Origin of the sequence: Serratia liquefaciens ATCC 27592 (genome assembly GCF_000422085.1) — a bacterium.
GTDB classification, from domain to species: domain Bacteria; phylum Pseudomonadota; class Gammaproteobacteria; order Enterobacterales; family Enterobacteriaceae; genus Serratia; species Serratia liquefaciens.
In genome coordinates this window covers 4,797,914-4,816,463 of sequence record NC_021741.1, presented here as the reverse complement: position 1 = coordinate 4,816,463, position 18,550 = coordinate 4,797,914, and the positions used below count along the sequence as shown (strand labels likewise).

Genomic DNA, 18,550 nt, shown 5'->3' with positions numbered 1-18,550 from the left:
GGTTTAAGATGGCTCACATCGAAAAACAAGCTGGCGAACTGCAGGAAAAGCTGATCGCGGTAAACCGCGTATCTAAAACCGTAAAAGGTGGCCGTATTTTCAGCTTTACCGCACTGACAGTAGTTGGTGATGGTAACGGTCGCGTTGGTTTTGGCTACGGCAAAGCACGCGAAGTTCCGGCAGCGATCCAGAAAGCGATGGAAAAAGCCCGTCGCAACATGATGAATGTCGCGCTGAACAGCGGCACCCTGCAGCACCCTGTTAAAGGTGCTCATACGGGTTCCCGTGTGTTCATGCAGCCGGCTTCCGAAGGTACCGGTATTATTGCCGGTGGTGCAATGCGCGCCGTCCTGGAAGTCGCTGGGGTGCACAACGTATTGGCTAAAGCTTATGGTTCCACCAACCCGATCAACGTGGTTCGTGCAACTATTGATGCTTTGGCAAATATGAAGTCCCCTGAAATGGTCGCTGCCAAGCGTGGTAAATCCGTTGCAGACATTCTGGGGTAATTGACCATGGCTAAGACTATCAAAGTAACACAAGTTCGCAGCTCCATTGGCCGTCTGCCGAAGCATAAAGCTACACTGCTCGGTCTGGGTCTGCGTCGTATTGGTCACACCGTAGAGCGCGAGGATACTCCTGCTGTACGCGGTATGATCAACCTGGTTTCCTACATGGTTAAAGTTGAGGAGTAACAGATGCGTTTAAATACTCTGTCTCCGGCTGAAGGTGCCAAGCATGCGCCGAAGCGTGTAGGTCGTGGTATTGGTTCTGGCCTGGGTAAAACCGCTGGTCGTGGTCACAAAGGTCAGAACTCACGTTCTGGCGGTGGCGTACGTCGTGGTTTTGAAGGTGGTCAGATGCCTTTATATCGTCGTTTGCCGAAATTCGGCTTCACCTCGCGCAAAGCTATGATCACGGCAGAAGTTCGTCTGTCTGAACTGGCTCTTGTTGAAGGCGACGTAATCGACCTGAACACGCTGAAAGCCGCTAACGTTGTTGGTACCCAGATCGAATTCGCGAAAGTTATGCTTTCTGGCGAAATCGCTCGTCCGGTTACCCTGCGTGGTCTGCGTGTCACCAAAGGCGCTCGTGCTGCTATCGAAGCTGCTGGCGGTAAAATTGAGGAATAAGTAGCAGATGGCTAAGCAACCAGGATTAGATTTTCAAAGTGCTAAAGGCGGGCTCGGCGAGCTGAAGCGCAGACTTTTGTTTGTCATCGGCGCGCTGATTGTCTTCCGTATCGGCTCTTTTATTCCGATTCCTGGTATCGATGCCACTGTGCTTGCCAAATTGCTTGAGCAGCAGAGAGGCACTATCATTGAAATGTTTAACATGTTCTCTGGTGGTGCCCTCAGCCGTGCTTCTATCTTTGCTCTGGGGATCATGCCGTATATTTCGGCATCGATCATTATCCAGCTGTTGACGGTGGTTCATCCAGCGTTAGCAGAAATCAAGAAAGAAGGGGAGGCTGGCCGTCGCAAGATTAGCCAGTACACCCGCTACGGTACGCTGGTGTTGGCCATATTCCAGTCGATCGGTATTGCTACCGGTCTGCCGAATATGCCTGGTATGCAGGGTCTGGTGTTAAACCCAGGCTTTGCATTCTACTTTACTGCTGTAGTGAGTCTGGTTACCGGGACAATGTTCCTGATGTGGCTGGGCGAACAGATTACTGAGCGCGGTATCGGCAACGGTATTTCGATCATTATCTTCGCAGGTATTGTAGCGGGACTTCCGCCGGCAGTGGCCCATACTATTGAGCAAGCCCGGCAAGGCGACCTGCACTTCCTCCTGTTGCTGTTGGTTGCAGTATTAGTGTTTGCAGTAACCTTCTTCGTTGTTTTCATAGAACGTGGTCAACGTCGTATCGTCGTTAACTATGCGAAGCGTCAACAAGGTCGTCGTGTTTATGCAGCACAGAGCACACACTTACCGTTGAAAGTGAATATGGCAGGGGTAATCCCGGCAATCTTCGCTTCCAGCATTATTCTGTTCCCAGCCACGATTGCATCATGGTTTGGGGGCGGTACCGGTTGGAACTGGCTGACAACGATTTCGCTGTATTTGCAGCCAGGGCAACCGCTTTATGTGTTACTCTATGCGTCTGCAATCATCTTCTTCTGTTTCTTTTACACGGCGTTGGTTTTCAACCCGCGTGAGACAGCAGATAACCTGAAGAAGTCCGGTGCCTTCGTACCAGGAATTCGTCCGGGAGAGCAAACGGCGAAGTACATCGATAAAGTAATGACGCGTTTAACCCTGGTGGGCGCGATGTACATTACTTTCATCTGCCTGATCCCGGAGTTCATGCGTGATGCAATGAAAGTACCATTCTACTTTGGTGGTACCTCGCTACTGATCGTGGTTGTCGTCATCATGGACTTTATGGCTCAAGTGCAAACTCTGATGATGTCAAGTCAGTACGAGTCTGCATTGAAGAAAGCAAACCTGAAAGGCTATAACCGCTAATCAGGTGCGTTTGAGAAGTTACGGAGAGTAAAAATGAAAGTTCGTGCTTCCGTCAAGAAATTATGTCGTAACTGCAAAATCGTTAAGCGTAACGGTGTCGTTCGTGTGATTTGCAGCGCCGAGCCGAAGCATAAACAGCGTCAAGGCTGATTATCTCGCATATTTTTCTTGCAAAGTTGGGTTGAGCTGGCTAGATTAGCCAGCCAATCTTTTGTATGTAGCTGCAACATTATTTGAGTATCCTGAAAACGGGCTTTTCAGAATGGTGTTGCCGTATAAAATAGTAGGAGTGCATAGTGGCCCGTATAGCAGGCATTAACATTCCTGATCATAAACATACCGTAATCGCCTTAACGTCGATCTTCGGAATCGGTAAAACCCGCTCACAGTCTATCTGTGCAGCTACGGGTATTGCTGAACATGTTAAGATCAGTGAGCTGTCTGAAGAGCAAATTGAACAGCTGCGTGAAGCAGTCGCCAAATTCACTGTAGAAGGTGATTTGCGTCGTGAAGTTACCCTGAGCATCAAGCGTCTGATGGATCTTGGTACATACCGTGGTTTGCGTCATCGTCGTGGTCTGCCAGTTCGCGGTCAGCGTACGAAGACCAACGCACGTACCCGTAAGGGTCCGCGTAAACCGATCAAGAAATAATCAGGGTGATTGAATAATGGCAAAGGCACCTGTTCGTACACGTAAGCGTGTAAGAAAGCAAGTCTCTGACGGCGTGGCTCATGTCCATGCTTCTTTCAACAACACCATTGTGACTATTACCGATCGTCAGGGTAACGCATTGGGTTGGGCAACTGCCGGTGGTTCTGGTTTCCGTGGTTCTCGTAAGTCAACTCCGTTTGCAGCTCAGGTTGCAGCCGAGCGTTGTGCTGACGCAGTAAAAGAATACGGTATCAAGAACCTGGAAGTTATGGTTAAGGGACCGGGTCCGGGTCGCGAATCAACTATTCGTGCACTGAACGCCGCAGGTTTCCGCATCACTAACATTACTGATGTGACTCCTATCCCTCACAACGGTTGTCGTCCGCCGAAAAAGCGTCGCGTATAACGCTGCTTTTAGGTTAGTTGGAGAAAGAAAATGGCAAGATATTTGGGTCCTAAGCTCAAGCTTAGCCGCCGTGAGGGCACAGACTTGTTCCTGAAGTCTGGCGTTCGCGCGATCGATACCAAGTGTAAAATTGAGCAACCGCCTGGTCAACACGGTGCGCGTAAACCGCGTCTGTCTGACTATGGTGTACAGTTACGTGAGAAGCAAAAAGTTCGCCGTATGTACGGTGTTCTGGAGCGTCAATTCCGTAACTATTACAAAGAAGCAGCACGCCTGAAGGGCAACACCGGTGCAAACCTGTTGCAACTGCTGGAAGGTCGTCTGGACAACGTTGTTTACCGTATGGGCTTCGGCGCTACTCGTGCAGAGTCACGTCAGTTGGTTAGCCACAAAGCAATTATGGTAAATGGTCGCGTTGTTAACATCGCTTCTTATCAGGTATCTCCGAATGACGTAGTCAGCATCCGCGAGAAAGCTAAAAAGCAATCTCGTGTTAAAGCTTCTCTGGAGCTGGCTGAGCAGCGTGAAAAGCCGACTTGGCTTGAAGTTGATGCTGCTAAGATGGAAGGCGTGTTCAAGCGTATGCCTGAACGTACCGATCTGTCTGCGGACATTAACGAACACCTGATCGTCGAGCTTTACTCCAAGTAAGGCTTAGTACCAAAGAGAGGACACAATGCAGGGTTCTGTGACAGAGTTTCTAAAACCGCGCCTGGTAGATATCGAGCAAGTCAGTTCGACGCACGCCAAGGTGACCCTTGAGCCTTTAGAGCGTGGCTTTGGCCATACTCTTGGCAACGCACTGCGCCGTATTCTGCTTTCATCTATGCCGGGTTGCGCGGTGACCGAGGTTGAGATTGATGGTGTACTGCACGAGTACAGCACCAAAGAAGGCGTACAGGAAGATATCCTGGAGATCCTGCTCAACCTGAAAGGGCTGGCGGTGAGAGTTCAAGGCAAAGATGAAGTTATTCTTACCCTGAATAAATCTGGCATTGGCCCTGTGACCGCTGCCGACATTACCCATGATGGTGATGTCGAAATCGTCAAGCCTCAGCACGTGATCTGCCACCTGACCGATGAAAACGCTGCTATCAGCATGCGTATCAAAGTTCAACGTGGTCGTGGTTATGTGCCGGCTTCTGCCCGAATTCATTCGGAAGAAGATGAGCGCCCGATCGGTCGTCTGTTGGTTGACGCATGCTATAGCCCTGTAGAGCGTATTGCCTACAATGTTGAAGCAGCGCGTGTAGAACAGCGTACTGACCTGGACAAGCTGGTAATCGAAATGGAAACCAATGGCACGATCGATCCTGAAGAGGCGATCCGCCGTGCGGCAACCATCCTGGCCGAACAACTTGAAGCCTTCGTTGACTTGCGTGATGTACGTCAACCGGAAGTTAAAGAAGAAAAACCAGAGTTCGATCCGATCCTGCTGCGCCCTGTTGACGATCTGGAATTGACTGTCCGCTCTGCTAACTGCCTTAAGGCAGAAGCTATCCACTACATCGGTGATCTGGTACAGCGTACCGAGGTTGAGTTGCTGAAAACGCCGAACCTGGGTAAAAAATCTCTTACTGAGATTAAAGACGTGCTGGCCTCCCGTGGACTTTCTCTGGGCATGCGCCTGGAAAATTGGCCACCGGCAAGCATTGCTGACGAGTAACCGGATCACAGGTTAAGGTTTTACTGAGAAGGATAAGGTCATGCGCCATCGTAAGAGTGGTCGTCAACTGAACCGTAACAGCAGCCATCGCCAGGCTATGTTCCGTAACATGGCCGGCTCTTTGGTTCGTCATGAGATCATCAAGACGACCTTGCCAAAAGCGAAAGAGCTGCGTCGCGTTGTTGAGCCGCTGATTACTCTTGCCAAGACCGACAGCGTAGCTAATCGTCGTCTGGCATTCGCCCGTACTCGTGATAACGAGATCGTGGCAAAACTGTTTAACGAGCTGGGCCCGCGTTTCGCGAGCCGTGCCGGTGGTTACACTCGCATTCTGAAGTGTGGCTTCCGCGCAGGCGACAACGCGCCGATGGCATACATCGAGCTGGTTGATCGTGCTGAGTCTCAAGCAGAAGTAGCAACTGCAGAGTAATCTGTAGACGCGTAAAAAAACCGGGCTTGCCCGGTTTTTTTACGTCCATAATCAGCCAAACGTGCGTTCTTTCCCCGCCAGGCTTAAGATCCCCCTCCCTATCCGCTATGCTAACGCTATTCATCAGTCAGTTGAGAGAGTATGTTATGTGGCTACTTGATCAGTGGGCGGAGCGCCATATTCTTGATGCGCAGGCGAAAGGTGAGTTAGATAACTTGCCCGGCCAGGGGCAGCCACTAGAGTTGGATGATGACAGTGCCGTGCCCGCTGAATTGCGGACAGGTTTTCGCCTGCTAAAAAATGCTGGCTATCTACCTGCCGAGCTCGAAGATCGTAAAGAGGCTTTGAACATTGCCCGTTTGCTACAGGGAATTGATAGCGAACATCCAGACTATGCCGAACTTGGCAAGCGAATGGCCCTGTTGGAACATCGTCTTCGTCAGGCTGGAATGAGCACAGATTTTTTACACGGTGAATATCAGAGAGCATTGAGCAGCAAATTTTCGCCGGAGGAAGAGTGATGTTTAAGATAGGGCAACTGGCAAAACTTGCCGATGTGACGCCGGATACCGTGCGTTATTACGAGAAGCAGGGAATGATGGATCATAACATTCGTACCGAAGGCGGCTATCGCTTGTACAGCGATCAAGACCTGCAGCGGTTGCGCTTTATCCGTTATGCCAAGCAGCTCGGTTTTACGCTGGAAACCATTGCTGAACTGCTGTCGATCCGTGTCGATCCTGAGCATCATACCTGCCAGGAATCGAAGTCGATCGTCGATGCGCGTCTGAGCGAAGTCGAGAACAAGCTTAAGGAATTAACGCGGATGCGTGAGTCGCTAAAGCGCCTTAGTGATGCCTGCTGCGGAAGCGCACATACCAGCAATTATTGCTCGATTCTGGAAGCGCTGGAACAGGGCGCCAGCGATGAAAAAGTGAAAAAGGGTGCCTGACAGGCTTGCCGGCCCTTTAATTTTTATACTGCTGGCAGTATTATCTTCTCGTTTTATAACCATAGACAAACAAGGTGAATTACCATGACTCAATACCGACATACTAAAGGTAAGATCCAGGACAATGCCATTGAGGCACTGTTGCATGATCCACTATTTCGCCAACGGGTAGAGAAAAATACCAAAGGGAAAGGCAGCTACCGGCGTAAAGACAAACACGCAAAAGGCGGTAATTGGGAGGCCAGTGGCAAACTATCAAATGATAATTTACCACTGGCCTTCTGGTTTTAAGGCATTAAAAAAGCCATCTGATTTAGATGGCTTTTTATTAGCACAGGATTAACTGATTTACAGTTTTGGTTGCTGCTGATGACTGAGCAAATCGCGAATTTCAGTCAGAAGCTTCTCTTCTGCAGTTGGCACAGGTGGTGCGGCTGGCGCTTCTTCCTGTTTGCGACGTACTTTGTTCATTAACTTAATTGCCAGGAAAATAGCAAAGGCAACAATAACAAAATCAAAAACGGTTTGAATGAATGAACCGTAGTTCATCACTACTGCAGGCACCGCGCCCTGAGCTTCGCGTAACACCAGGTGGAACTGTTTGAAGTCAACGCCGCCGATCAGTAAACCCAGCGGTGGCATGATGATATCTGCAACGAAAGACGATACGATCTTGCCGAATGCTGCACCGATAATCACACCGACTGCCAAATCAACCACGTTGCCACGCATGGCAAACTCACGAAACTCTTTCATCATACTCATAGAACGCACCCCTTGCAGAATTAATAACTCAAGTTTAACAAAGCAATTTCCCTTTGCCACAATAAGCAGAGAAAAGTTTTTATCTCTTCTTACCCACGGCAACGAATATCAACCTGATTATAGACCATGGGACAATTAATTCGTTCTACAGGAAGAACGGACTTGGTTGGAACAAACGTTCAACGTCAGGAACGAACTTTTTATCGGTAATAAACATAATGACGTGATCGCCCTGTTCGATTTTGCTGCTGCCGTTGGCGATAATTACGTCATCACCGCGGACAATGGCGCCAATGGTCGTGCCCGGCGGTAATTTAATATCTTCAACGATACGCCCAACTACTTTTGAGGTGCTCTCGTCACCGTGTGCAATAGCTTCAATGGCCTCTGCCACGCCGCGCCGTAGCGATGAAACACTGACGATATCTGCTTTACGTACGTGGCCCAGCAACGCTGAGATCGTGGCTTGCTGAGGGGAAATGGCAATGTCGATGACGCTGCCCTGCACCAGGTCAACGTAGGCACGACGCTGAATTAACACCATCACCTTTTTGGCACCCATACGTTTGGCGAGCATGGCAGACATGATGTTGGCTTCGTCATCATTGGTGATAGCGATAAAAACATCGACCTGATCAACATGCTCTTCTGCCAATAACTCCTGGTCGGAGGCATCGCCATAGAACACGATGGTGTCATGCAGCTGTTCGGCCAGCTCCGTGGCGCGTTGCTGATTACGTTCGATCAGCTTCACGTTGTAGGATTTCTCCAAGCGCTGCGCCAGGCCAGCACCGACGTTACCGCCGCCGACAATCATGATGCGTTTATAAGGTTTTTCCAGCCGTTGTAGCTCACTCATTACCGCACGGATATGCTGTGAAGCCGCAACAAAGAACACTTCGTCTCCGGCTTCGATAATTGTAGAGCCCTGTGGGCGGATCGGCCGATCCTGACGGAATATAGCGGCAACGCGGGTATCGATATGCGGCATATGCTCACGCATAGAAGACAGGGCATTACCCACCAACGGGCCGCCGTAATAGGCTTTTACTGCAGCGATGCTGACTTTGCCTTCTGCAAAGTTCACCACCTGTAATGCTCCAGGGTATTCAATTAATTTATAGATGTAATCGATAACCAGCTGTTCAGGCGAGATCAAATGGTCAATGGGCACCGCTTCAGGTTGAAACAGTTTCTCTGATTCACGGATATATTCAGGCGCGCGGATACGGGCGATTCGGTTCGGCGTATTAAACAGCGAATAGGCAATCTGACAGGCAATCATGTTGGTTTCGTCAGAGTTAGTGACCGCAACCAGCATGTCGGCATCTTCTGCGCCTGCTTCTCGCAGTACGCGTGGATGGGAACCGTAGCCCTGAACAACCCGCAGGTCGAACTTATCCTGCAGCTGACGCAGACGGCCAGAGTCGGTATCCACGACGGTAATGTCGTTGTTTTCGCCTACCAGGTTTTCCGCCAGTGTTCCACCAACCTGACCGGCACCAAGAATAATTATTTTCATTCGCTTCTCTGCTTCACACTGAAACCGCTGAAGGTTTTCTGAAAGGGCGCAACAGCCGCGCCCTGAATACTGAATAGCTACATTTTAATCAGCTTAGCGTAAAAGAAGCCATCTCCATCCTCCGGATGGGGAAGATTCTGTCGGCCAGGCTGCTGTTCATCGCCGGTTTCAACCAGACGGGCTTCGGGATGGCGCTGGAGGAAAGCGGTAATCTGCTCCGCGTTCTCTGCCGGCAAAATTGAGCAGGTAGCGTATACCATCACACCGCCCTTTTTGAGATGTGGCCAAATGGCTTCGATAATCTCGGCCTGCAGCGTAGCCAGTTCAGCGATGTCACTATCGCGACGCAACCATTTGATATCCGGATGACGGCGGATCACACCCGTGGCAGAGCACGGTGCATCCAGCAAAATGCGATCGAATTGCTTATCACCACACCAGTCTTGCGGTGTACGTCCATCGCCTTGCTTGACCTCGGCGTGTAAACGCAGGCGTTGCAGGTTTTCTTTGACTCGACTCAGGCGTTGCTCATCGATATCGACCGCCATGACATGAGCTTTGGGCGCAGCTTCCAGAATATGCGTGGTTTTGCCGCCGGGAGCGGCACACAGATCGAGGATCTGTTCTCCGTCTTGCGGATCCAGCAGATCGACACAACCCTGAGCGGAAGCATCCTGCACGGTAACCCAGCCGTCGGCAAATCCCGGCAGGTCGGTAACGGCGCATGGCGCCAGCAGGCGTATTGCATCGCGATATTCGGTATGGGGTTCGGCTGCAATACCCGCCTGCGCCATCAGCTGCAAATAATCTTCACGGGTGTGATGAAGTCGGCTGACACGCAGCCACATCGGTGGTTTCTGATTATTGGCATCGACGATTTGTTCCCACTGCGCGGGGTAGGCTTGCTGGATACGTTTCAAAAGCCAGCTTGGATGCAGATAGCGGCTGTCATTATTGGCGGCGCGTTGCAGCAACTCTTCCTGCTGTCGTTGGAACTGTCGCAATACACCGTTGATCAGCCCTTTAAGCTGCGGCCGTTTCAGCGCGACGGCGCCTTCTACCGTTTCCGCCAGCACTGCATGAGCTGGGATGCGGGTATACAGCAGTTGGTACAGGCCGACCATCAGCAGATAGTGCAGCGTGCGCTGTTTGCCGGTCATTGGCTTGGCCATCAATTGCTGAATACACCATTCCAACTGCGGCAGCACGCGCAGGGTGCCGAAGCATAACTCCTGCAGCAGAGCGCGGTCTTTGTCAGAAATGGATTTTTGCAGTGGTGGCAAGACAGTACTGAGAGATTGGCCCTGATCCAGCACCTGGCCGATGGCTTTGGCTGCGATGCTTCGGAGATTGTAGTTGTTTTTCATAGGCTAAAGCGGGTAGCGATCGGCATTAAGAAAGAAACAGCCCGGCGATTATCGGCCGGGCAGTGAGGGCGGCTTATAACCGGTTACCCGGTGTAAACCATTCACGACGTGAGTTCAGCAGATCCTGTGCCGACATGGGTTTTTTGCCCGCTGGCTGCAACTGAGTCAGGTTAAGGATACCCTCGGCGGTAGCAACCTGGATGCCGTGTTTGTCGGCATGAACGATGGTGCCGGGTTCCGCATTGGCATTTTGTTCCAACACCGTGGCTTGCCACACTTTTACCGGCTGATCGTCAATGGTGAAATAGCTGACTGGCCACGGATTAAAGGCGCGGATGCAGCGTTCTAGCTGCACGGCTGACAAGCTCCAGTCGAGGCGAGCTTCTTCTTTGCTCAGCTTCTCGGCGTAGGTGACCAGCGATTCATCCTGCACTTCACATTTGGCAGAACCTTCAGCCATTTGCTGCAGCGTGGTCAACATGCCCTGCGGGCCGAGCTGCGCCAGTTTGTCATACAGACTGGCACTGGTGTCATCGGCTTCAATCGGGCAGGCGATTTTGTACATCATATCGCCGGTGTCAAGACCTACGTCCATCTGCATGATGGTGACGCCAGTTTCGTTATCGCCGGCCCAGAGTGAACGCTGGATCGGCGCGGCGCCACGCCAGCGTGGCAGCAGGGAACCGTGGACGTTGATGCAGCCAAGTCGCGGCATATCCAGCACCGCTTTCGGCAAGATCAGCCCATAAGCCACCACGACCATCACATCGGCGTTGAGATCGGCCACCAGGTGCTGGTTTTCTTCCGGGCGCAGTGATTTTGGCTGAAATACCGGTAACTGATGCTGCTCGGCCAAAACCTTGACCGGGCTTGGCGTCAGCTTGTTACCGCGGCCGGCAGGGCGGTCAGGCTGAGTGAAAACCCCGACAATCTGGTGCCCAGATGACAACAGCGCGTCAAGGTGACGCGCTGCGAAGTCTGGAGTTCCGGCGAAAATAATCCGTAAAGAGTCAGACACGTTGATTTCCTGATCGGTTAGGCGCGCGCGTTAAACTTGGCCAGTTTTTCCAGTTTCTGGCGGATACGCTGGCGCTTGAGTGGCGACAGGTAATCGACGAAAAGTTTGCCAACCAGGTGATCCATCTCGTGCTGAATACAGATGGCCAGCAGATCGTCGGCTTCCAGCTCAAAAGGCTTGCCGTCGCGATCCAGCGCTCTGATTTTCACGTTAGCGGCGCGCGGAACTAAAGCACGCTGCTCAGGAATGGAAAGGCAACCTTCCTCGATCCCGGTTTCGCCGCTTTTTTCCAGCAGCTCCGGGTTGATCAGCACCAGGCGCTGATCGCGGTTTTCAGAAACGTCAATGACGATAATGCGCTGATGGATATCCACCTGTGTCGCAGCCAGGCCAATGCCTTCCTCTGCGTACATGGTTTCAAACATATCATCCACGATGCGCTGGATATTCGCATTGACTTCTTTTACCGGGGCCGCAACTTTGCGCAGCCGGTCGTCTGGGTAATGTAATACCTGCAATACTGACATATATCTTGAGATCTGTATCCGAGTGATAAACGAGGTTTAGCTTCTATTCTAGACATTTCCCGGCCTGATTGACAGCATTGCGCACCAATTGCTCGAATTGGTAATACCACCATTTTTTGCGAGGGAACAGGCGATGCAGGCACAGGAAATCGGCTTACGGATGCGCGGAGTCACTGGGCTTGGCACAGCGCAAGCCAGCCAGATAATACGGCAGTTGGTCTGGGCCGGTGGAGAACCTTCCCGCTTGCTGCATGAACTGGGGCTGAATACCCGACAGCAGGCGCAGTTTCGCCAGGCGGATCCACGTTATCTGGCTGCCACGCTTGCCTGGCTGGAACAGCCCGACCATTTTCTGTGGATCTACGGTGAGTGCGGCTATCCAGAGCGGTTGCTTCATATCGACGATGCCCCCTTGCTGCTGCTGGTCAAAGGCAACCCGGAAGCGGTGCAGCAGCCGCAAATCGCTATGGTCGGCAGCCGCCAGTTTAGCCATTATGGTGAGCACTGGGGCAATTACTTTACCACCGGTCTGGTTCACTGTGGGTTTACCATCACCAGCGGGTTGGCTCTTGGCATTGATAGCGTCTGCCATCGCGCAGCACTTGCGGCGGGAGGACAGACGGTGGCCGTTCTGGGCAGTGGGCTGGCCAATATCTATCCGCGCCGACATCGCCGTCTGGCCGAAGAGATCGCTGATAGTGGCGGGGCTTTGCTCTCAGAATATTTGGTCACCGATTTGCCGATGCCGGACCATTTTCCACGTCGTAACCGTATCATCAGTGGGTTAAGTCTGGGCGTGGTGGTAGTTGAAGCCTCTCTGCGCAGCGGAACGCTGATTACTGCCCGCTGTGCACTTGATCAGGGGCGTGAGGTTTTCGCTTTACCGGGTGCGCTGGGTAACCCAATGAGTGAGGGAACACACTGGCTGATCCAACAGGGTGCTTACCTGGTAACCGGGCCGAAAGAGATCGCGGAACAGCTGGGAAGCGGTCTGCATTGGCTGTCGTTGAACGAAAATACAACTATTTGTGCGTCAGAAGCCGAAGTTGAATTGCCATTTGCCGATGTGTTGGCTAACGTAGGAGATGAGGTGACACCTGTTGACGTCGTCGCTGAACGTGCCGGCCAACCTGTGCCAGAGGTAGTAATCAAATTACTCGATCTGGAGTTAGCAGGGTGGATCGCAGCTGTACCCGGCGGCTATGTCCGAATAAGGAGGGCAGGCCATGTTCGACGTACTGATGTACTTGTTTGAAACTTATATCCACAATGAACCAGAGATGCGCGTCGATCAGGATCAACTGACTGATGATCTCGCTCAGGCGGGGTTTGATCGGGATGATATCTATAACGCGTTGAATTGGCTTGAAAAACTCGCTGACCTGCAGGAAGGCGAAAATGCGCCGTATTTTATGGATGCCGATCCGCTGGCCATGCGGATTTACACCGACGAAGAAGGCGTGCGTTTGGATGCCAGTTGCCGTGGTTTCCTCCTGTTCCTGGAGCAGATTCAGGTATTGAACCTCGAAACCCGTGAAATGGTTATCGATCGTGTTATGGCTTTGGATAATACGGAATTCGATCTCGAAGATCTGAAATGGGTAGTGCTGATGGTGCTGTTTAATATCCCTGGGTATGAAAGCGCCTATCAGCAAATGGAAGAACTGTTATTTGAAGTAAACGAAGGTTATCTGCACTGAGCCGATAACATCTATAGAAGAAGTTATGACAAAAGCCGCGATTTTTGCCGCCAGGCAAAATGAACCCTGTCCGGAATGTGGGGCCGAATTGGTGATCCGCAGTGGTCGCCACGGCCCTTTTCTCGGCTGTTCCCGTTATCCTGAGTGCCAACATATTCGACCGCTAAAAGCGCAGGCCGATGGGCACATCGTCAAGATGTTGGACGGGCAGGAATGCCCCAAATGCCAGGCGACGCTGGCATTGCGCCAGGGCCGTTACGGTATGTTTATCGGTTGCAGCAACTATCCGGAGTGCGATCACACCGAAGTCATCGATAAACCGGACGAAACCAGCATCAGCTGCCCGCAGTGTGGTCAGGGCAAACTGCTGCAGCGTAAATCACGCTATGGTAAGGTTTTCCACGCCTGCGATCGCTACCCTGAATGTCAGTTTGTCCTCAATTTTAAACCCGTCGCCGGTGAGTGCGAGTACTGCCACTACCCGCTGCTGATGGAAAAGCGTTCGGCAAAAGGCCCAGTCCTTTGCTGTGCCAGTAAGCTTTGCGGAAAACCCGTAGCAACCACAGAATAATGACGCCATGAACTCAGACACCACTCCTCTCTTTACACCCATTATTGACGCGCTGCATCTTCAGCAGGTTATCGCTTACCCTACAGAAGCCGTATTTGGCTTAGGGTGCGATCCTGACAGTGAACAAGCGGTAAATGCATTGCTGGCCCTCAAACAGCGGCCTTGGGAAAAGGGACTGATCCTGATCGCTGCCGATTATACGCAGTTAGCACCTTATATAGATGACAGTGCACTCAGCGAGCGGCAGCGGGCTGCCATTTTTGCCAGTTGGCCTGGTCCGGTCACTTGGGTGATACCTGCTCGTCCGGAAACGTCGCGCTTGTTGACCGGCCGTTTCAACTCTCTGGCTGTACGTGTCAGCGATCATCCACTGGTTCAACAGCTTTGCCGAGGATTCGGGAAACCGCTGGTCTCGACCAGCGCTAACCTCAGCGGGCAAGAGCCTTGCCGTAGCGCCGAAGAAGTGCAGAAGCAGTTTGGCGTCGCTTTCCCGGTGTTAGCCGGCAGCGTTGGTGGCCGCCTTAATCCTTCAGAAATCAGAGATGCCCTGACCGGCGAACAGATCCGTCAAGGCTAGAGGTAATGTGAATGGAGAAGTTTGCGGTATTCGGTAATCCTATCAGCCACAGTAAATCACCGCGCATTCATGCGTTGTTTGCCGCTCAAACTGGCATAGAACATCCCTATGGTACGGTGTTGGCACCGCTGGACGGTTTCGAAACGGCGCTGCAAGCGTTCATTCACGCTGGTGGTCAGGGGGCGAACGTCACAGTACCTTTTAAAGAGCATGCCTACGAGGCTGCGTCTGAATTGAGCGAGCGTGCCTCGTTGGCCGGAGCGGTCAATACGCTCAAGGTGCTGCCGGACGGTGGGTTGCTGGGTGACAATACGGACGGGATCGGCCTGCTGACCGATCTGGAACGCCAAGGGCTGATCAAACCAAAGGATCGCATTTTGCTGGTGGGGGCGGGGGGCGCAGCACGGGGTGTGATCTTGCCGCTGTTGTCTTTTGGTTGTGAGATGACGATCACCAACCGCACTTTCAGTCGTGCGCAAATGCTGGCAGAAAGTTTTCAGCATCTCGGTGAAATCACCGCCTTGCCTCTGGATCAACTCGATCAACAACAGTTTGATTTAGTGATCAACGCTACGGCGTCCGGGATCAGCGGCGAGATCCCGGCATTGCCAGTTGGCACTATCACTGGCAACACGCGCTGTTATGACATGTTTTATCAGCAGGGGTTAACGCCGTTTCTGGCCTGGGCACAGCAACAGGGTGCTACAGAATATGCTGACGGATTAGGGATGCTGGTGGGGCAGGCCGCGCATGCGTTCCTGCTGTGGCACGGCGTGATGCCGGAGATAGAACCAGTACTGCGCCAACTGCGCCACGAGTTGGCGGCATAACCTTGTGCCCGTTCTCTTGCCAGGGAACGGGCGCTTGTCAGATGTCTTCAGACAAATATTCGTCTTTCCAACGTACATAGTTAGTAGAAGAGTAGAGTAGCCCTTCCAACTCAGCGGCAGTCAATGGCCTAATCTGACGTGCCGGACTTCCCATATAAAGATAACCGCTCGCCAGACGTTTACCCGGAGCCACCAGGCTGCCGGCGCCAATCATCACATCATCTTCTATTACTGCACCATCCAGCAGGATCGATCCCATCCCTACCAATACCCGGTTGCCTATGGCGCAGCCGTGCAGCATGGCTTTGTGGCCTACGGTCACGTCTTCCCCGATCAACAGCGGGTAACCTTCTGGGTTATGTTCGGACTTATGAGTCACGTGCAGCACGCTGCCATCCTGAATATTACTGCGCGGACCGATCTTTACCGCGTTGACATCGCCACGGATGGCAACCAGCGGCCAGATACTGACGTCATCGGCCAGCTCAACGTTGCCGATCACCACGCTGGAAGGGTCGATCATTACGCGTTGACCCAGTTTTGGAGAGTAATGAAGATAAGAACGCACTGCATCGGACATGGTAATAGCCTCACGTCGGGATCATATTTACCGGCAATACTAGACGTTGGCGGTGGAATTACAACCAACTGAAGCTACGGATCCTAAGGAAAATGGCGCTGATCGCGCAAGATCCGCCCGAAAGGGCTGAAAAGTGCGCAAACGAAAAGAAAAGATCAAAAAAGGGGTTGTGCAAAAAACTCGGATCCCTATAATGCGCCTCCATCGACACGGAACATGTGAACAACTTCACAGAGTCTCCGGGGTTCGAAGAGAAAAAATCCTGAAATTTAGGGGTTGACTCTGAAAGAGGAAAGCGTAATATACGCCACCTCGAGTTAGCAACCTAACTCACTGCTCTTTAACAATTTATCAGACAATCTGTGTGGGCACTCCACAAGACGATATCCAGAACCTTCGGGTTCAAAAAAATATCAAGTCTTGAAGAGTGACCAAGCAGTAATTCATTTAGTTGAATTATTACGAAAGTTAATTTTCGAGCATCGCTTCACGAGTTGAAGCAAATCAAGCTTTTAATTGAAGAGTTTGATCATGGCTCAGATTGAACGCTGGCGGCAGGCCTAACACATGCAAGTCGAGCGGTAGCACAGGGAGCTTGCTCCTGGGTGACGAGCGGCGGACGGGTGAGTAATGTCTGGGAAACTGCCTGATGGAGGGGGATAACTACTGGAAACGGTAGCTAATACCGCATAACGTCTACGGACCAAAGTGGGGGACCTTCGGGCCTCATGCCATCAGATGTGCCCAGATGGGATTAGCTAGTAGGTGGGGTAATGGCTCACCTAGGCGACGATCCCTAGCTGGTCTGAGAGGATGACCAGCCACACTGGAACTGAGACACGGTCCAGACTCCTACGGGAGGCAGCAGTGGGGAATATTGCACAATGGGCGCAAGCCTGATGCAGCCATGCCGCGTGTGTGAAGAAGGCCTTCGGGTTGTAAAGCACTTTCAGCGAGGAGGAAGGGTTCAGTGTTAATAGCACTGTTCATTGACGTTACTCGCAGAAGAAGCACCGGCTAACTCCGTGCCAGCAGCCGCGGTAATACGGAGGGTGCAAGCGTTAATCGGAATTACTGGGCGTAAAGCGCACGCAGGCGGTTTGTTAAGTCAGATGTGAAATCCCCGCGCTTAACGTGGGAACTGCATTTGAAACTGGCAAGCTAGAGTCTTGTAGAGGGGGGTAGAATTCCAGGTGTAGCGGTGAAATGCGTAGAGATCTGGAGGAATACCGGTGGCGAAGGCGGCCCCCTGGACAAAGACTGACGCTCAGGTGCGAAAGCGTGGGGAGCAAACAGGATTAGATACCCTGGTAGTCCACGCTGTAAACGATGTCGACTTGGAGGTTGTGCCCTTGAGGCGTGGCTTCCGGAGCTAACGCGTTAAGTCGACCGCCTGGGGAGTACGGCCGCAAGGTTAAAACTCAAATGAATTGACGGGGGCCCGCACAAGCGGTGGAGCATGTGGTTTAATTCGATGCAACGCGAAGAACCTTACCTACTCTTGACATCCAGAGAATTCGCTAGAGATAGCTTAGTGCCTTCGGGAACTCTGAGACAGGTGCTGCATGGCTGTCGTCAGCTCGTGTTGTGAAATGTTGGGTTAAGTCCCGCAACGAGCGCAACCCTTATCCTTTGTTGCCAGCACGTAATGGTGGGAACTCAAAGGAGACTGCCGGTGATAAACCGGAGGAAGGTGGGGATGACGTCAAGTCATCATGGCCCTTACGAGTAGGGCTACACACGTGCTACAATGGCGTATACAAAGAGAAGCGAACTCGCGAGAGCAAGCGGACCTCATAAAGTACGTCGTAGTCCGGATCGGAGTCTGCAACTCGACTCCGTGAAGTCGGAATCGCTAGTAATCGTAGATCAGAATGCTACGGTGAATACGTTCCCGGGCCTTGTACACACCGCCCGTCACACCATGGGAGTGGGTTGCAAAAGAAGTAGGTAGCTTAACCTTCGGGAGGGCGCTTACCACTTTGTGATTCATGACTGGGGTGAAGTCGTAACAAGGTAACCGTAGGGGAACCTGCGGTTGGATCACCTCCTTACCTAATGATATTGATTCGCGTGAAGTGCTCACACAGATTGTCTGATAGAAACGTAATGAGCAAAAGCGCTACCTGTTGATGTAATGAGTCACTGACTCATGCTGATACGAACCGATTAAGACAGTCAGTTTAATCGGATTTTCGTGTCCCCATCGTCTAGAGGCCTAGGACACTGCCCTTTCACGGCTGTAACAGGGGTTCGAATCCCCTTGGGGACGCCATCCGATAATGAGTGAAAGACATTATCACCGGTTCTTGGAACCGAAAACATCTTAAAGATGACTCTTGCGAGTCGTGTTTAAGATATTGCTCTTTAACAATCTGGAACAAGCTGAAAATTGAAACATGACAGCTGAAACTTATCCCTCCGTAGATGTATTGGGGTAAGGATTAACCTGTCATAGAGTCTCTCAAATGTAGCAGCACGATGTGTTCTCTGTTTACAGAAACACCTTCGGGT

The 18,550-nt window shown here is 51.8% G+C and carries 24 protein-coding genes, 1 tRNA gene and 1 rRNA gene; 20 read left to right on the top strand and 6 right to left on the bottom strand.

The window, feature by feature from the left end; genetic code table 11:
• The first annotated feature begins 8 nt into the window (after positions 1-8).
• The 13 genes from rpsE (at position 9) to M495_RS22365 (ending at position 6,870) form a co-directional block, all read left to right on the top strand.
• Positions 9-509: a 30S ribosomal protein S5 gene (gene rpsE / locus M495_RS22425; RefSeq protein WP_004956164.1), complete on the top strand. Its 501-nt coding sequence runs from the start codon at positions 9-11 to the stop codon at positions 507-509.
• Between the two features lie 6 nt (positions 510-515).
• Positions 516-695: a 50S ribosomal protein L30 gene (gene rpmD, locus M495_RS25385; protein WP_004956161.1), complete on the top strand. Its 180-nt coding sequence runs from the start codon at positions 516-518 to the stop codon at positions 693-695.
• 3 nt (positions 696-698) lie between these two features.
• Positions 699-1,133: a 50S ribosomal protein L15 gene (gene rplO, locus M495_RS22415; RefSeq protein ID WP_020837232.1), complete on the top strand. Its 435-nt coding sequence runs from the start codon at positions 699-701 to the stop codon at positions 1,131-1,133.
• A 7-nt stretch (positions 1,134-1,140) separates the two neighbouring features.
• Entirely contained in the window at positions 1,141-2,472 is a 1,332-nt protein-coding gene (gene secY / locus M495_RS22410) for a preprotein translocase subunit SecY (protein WP_004929740.1), read from the top strand.
• Between the two features lie 33 nt (positions 2,473-2,505).
• On the top strand, positions 2,506-2,622 hold the full coding sequence (gene rpmJ, locus M495_RS22405) for a 50S ribosomal protein L36 (RefSeq protein ID WP_002227352.1): 117 nt from the start codon (positions 2,506-2,508) through the stop codon (positions 2,620-2,622).
• A 146-nt stretch (positions 2,623-2,768) separates the two neighbouring features.
• On the top strand, positions 2,769-3,125 hold the full coding sequence (gene rpsM, locus M495_RS22400; protein WP_020837231.1) for a 30S ribosomal protein S13: 357 nt from the start codon (positions 2,769-2,771) through the stop codon (positions 3,123-3,125).
• Positions 3,126-3,141: 16 nt separating this feature from the next.
• On the top strand, positions 3,142-3,531 hold the full coding sequence (gene rpsK / locus M495_RS22395; RefSeq protein ID WP_004951128.1) for a 30S ribosomal protein S11: 390 nt from the start codon (positions 3,142-3,144) through the stop codon (positions 3,529-3,531).
• A 30-nt stretch (positions 3,532-3,561) separates the two neighbouring features.
• On the top strand, positions 3,562-4,182 hold the full coding sequence (gene rpsD / locus M495_RS22390) for a 30S ribosomal protein S4 (protein WP_004951125.1): 621 nt from the start codon (positions 3,562-3,564) through the stop codon (positions 4,180-4,182).
• A gap of 25 nt (positions 4,183-4,207) precedes the next feature.
• Positions 4,208-5,197, top strand: a complete 990-nt coding sequence (locus M495_RS22385) for a DNA-directed RNA polymerase subunit alpha (RefSeq protein WP_002919219.1) — start codon at positions 4,208-4,210, stop codon at positions 5,195-5,197.
• A 40-nt stretch (positions 5,198-5,237) separates the two neighbouring features.
• Complete coding sequence (gene rplQ, locus M495_RS22380) at positions 5,238-5,627, top strand: 50S ribosomal protein L17 (protein ID WP_004929726.1); 390 nt, start codon at positions 5,238-5,240, stop codon at positions 5,625-5,627.
• 146 nt (positions 5,628-5,773) lie between these two features.
• Entirely contained in the window at positions 5,774-6,148 is a 375-nt protein-coding gene (locus tag M495_RS22375; RefSeq protein ID WP_041415730.1) for a DnaJ family domain-containing protein, read from the top strand.
• Positions 6,148-6,579, top strand: coding sequence for a Zn(2+)-responsive transcriptional regulator (zntR, locus tag M495_RS22370; protein WP_020837229.1), 432 nt, complete (start codon positions 6,148-6,150; stop codon positions 6,577-6,579). The genes M495_RS22375 and zntR overlap by 1 nt, the downstream gene beginning before the upstream one ends.
• A gap of 84 nt (positions 6,580-6,663) precedes the next feature.
• Complete coding sequence (locus M495_RS22365) at positions 6,664-6,870, top strand: alternative ribosome-rescue factor A (protein ID WP_020837228.1); 207 nt, start codon at positions 6,664-6,666, stop codon at positions 6,868-6,870.
• A gap of 57 nt (positions 6,871-6,927) precedes the next feature.
• Here the strand turns inward: M495_RS22365 and mscL are convergent, their stop codons facing one another.
• The 5 genes from mscL to def all read right to left on the bottom strand — a co-directional run bounded on the left by mscL (position 6,928) and on the right by def (position 11,778).
• Complete coding sequence (gene mscL / locus M495_RS22360; protein WP_020837227.1) at positions 6,928-7,344, bottom strand: large-conductance mechanosensitive channel protein MscL; 417 nt, start codon at positions 7,342-7,344, stop codon at positions 6,928-6,930.
• A 145-nt stretch (positions 7,345-7,489) separates the two neighbouring features.
• On the bottom strand, positions 7,490-8,866 hold the full coding sequence (gene trkA / locus M495_RS22355; RefSeq protein WP_020837226.1) for a Trk system potassium transporter TrkA: 1,377 nt from the start codon (positions 8,864-8,866) through the stop codon (positions 7,490-7,492).
• 77 nt (positions 8,867-8,943) lie between these two features.
• The gene (gene rsmB, locus M495_RS22350; protein ID WP_020837225.1) at positions 8,944-10,233 is read right to left on the bottom strand and encodes a 16S rRNA (cytosine(967)-C(5))-methyltransferase RsmB; all 1,290 of its coding nucleotides are present in this window, start codon (positions 10,231-10,233) and stop codon (positions 8,944-8,946) included.
• Between the two features lie 73 nt (positions 10,234-10,306).
• Positions 10,307-11,251, bottom strand: a complete 945-nt coding sequence (fmt, locus tag M495_RS22345) for a methionyl-tRNA formyltransferase (RefSeq protein ID WP_020837224.1) — start codon at positions 11,249-11,251, stop codon at positions 10,307-10,309.
• Between the two features lie 17 nt (positions 11,252-11,268).
• Positions 11,269-11,778, bottom strand: a complete 510-nt coding sequence (gene def / locus M495_RS22340) for a peptide deformylase (RefSeq protein ID WP_020837223.1) — start codon at positions 11,776-11,778, stop codon at positions 11,269-11,271.
• Between the two features lie 133 nt (positions 11,779-11,911).
• Between def and dprA the strand changes: the two genes are divergently transcribed.
• From dprA to aroE, 5 genes are read left to right on the top strand one after another with little or no spacing between them, the layout of a single operon-like run.
• On the top strand, positions 11,912-13,033 hold the full coding sequence (gene dprA, locus M495_RS22335) for a DNA-protecting protein DprA (protein ID WP_020837222.1): 1,122 nt from the start codon (positions 11,912-11,914) through the stop codon (positions 13,031-13,033).
• Complete coding sequence (gene smg / locus M495_RS22330) at positions 13,005-13,478, top strand: DUF494 family protein Smg (protein WP_020837221.1); 474 nt, start codon at positions 13,005-13,007, stop codon at positions 13,476-13,478. Before dprA ends, smg begins: the two co-directional genes overlap by 29 nt.
• A gap of 25 nt (positions 13,479-13,503) precedes the next feature.
• On the top strand, positions 13,504-14,049 hold the full coding sequence (locus tag M495_RS22325; RefSeq protein ID WP_020837220.1) for a DNA topoisomerase family protein: 546 nt from the start codon (positions 13,504-13,506) through the stop codon (positions 14,047-14,049).
• Positions 14,050-14,056: 7 nt separating this feature from the next.
• Positions 14,057-14,626: an L-threonylcarbamoyladenylate synthase type 1 TsaC gene (gene tsaC, locus M495_RS22320; protein ID WP_020837219.1), complete on the top strand. Its 570-nt coding sequence runs from the start codon at positions 14,057-14,059 to the stop codon at positions 14,624-14,626.
• A gap of 11 nt (positions 14,627-14,637) precedes the next feature.
• Positions 14,638-15,456 (top strand): shikimate dehydrogenase, encoded by an 819-nt coding sequence (gene aroE, locus M495_RS22315; protein WP_020837218.1) that lies wholly within the window; start codon positions 14,638-14,640, stop codon positions 15,454-15,456.
• A gap of 37 nt (positions 15,457-15,493) precedes the next feature.
• Here aroE and M495_RS22310 read toward each other — a convergent pair whose 3' ends face one another.
• Positions 15,494-16,036 (bottom strand): gamma carbonic anhydrase family protein, encoded by a 543-nt coding sequence (locus M495_RS22310; protein WP_020837217.1) that lies wholly within the window; start codon positions 16,034-16,036, stop codon positions 15,494-15,496.
• Positions 16,037-16,549: 513 nt separating this feature from the next.
• On the opposite strand from M495_RS22310, the gene M495_RS22305 reads away from it, so the two are divergent.
• Positions 16,550-18,090: ribosomal RNA gene (locus M495_RS22305) — 16S ribosomal RNA — on the top strand.
• A 145-nt stretch (positions 18,091-18,235) separates the two neighbouring features.
• Positions 18,236-18,311, top strand: a tRNA-Glu gene (locus M495_RS22300).
• Positions 18,312-18,550: the final 239 nt, after the last annotated feature.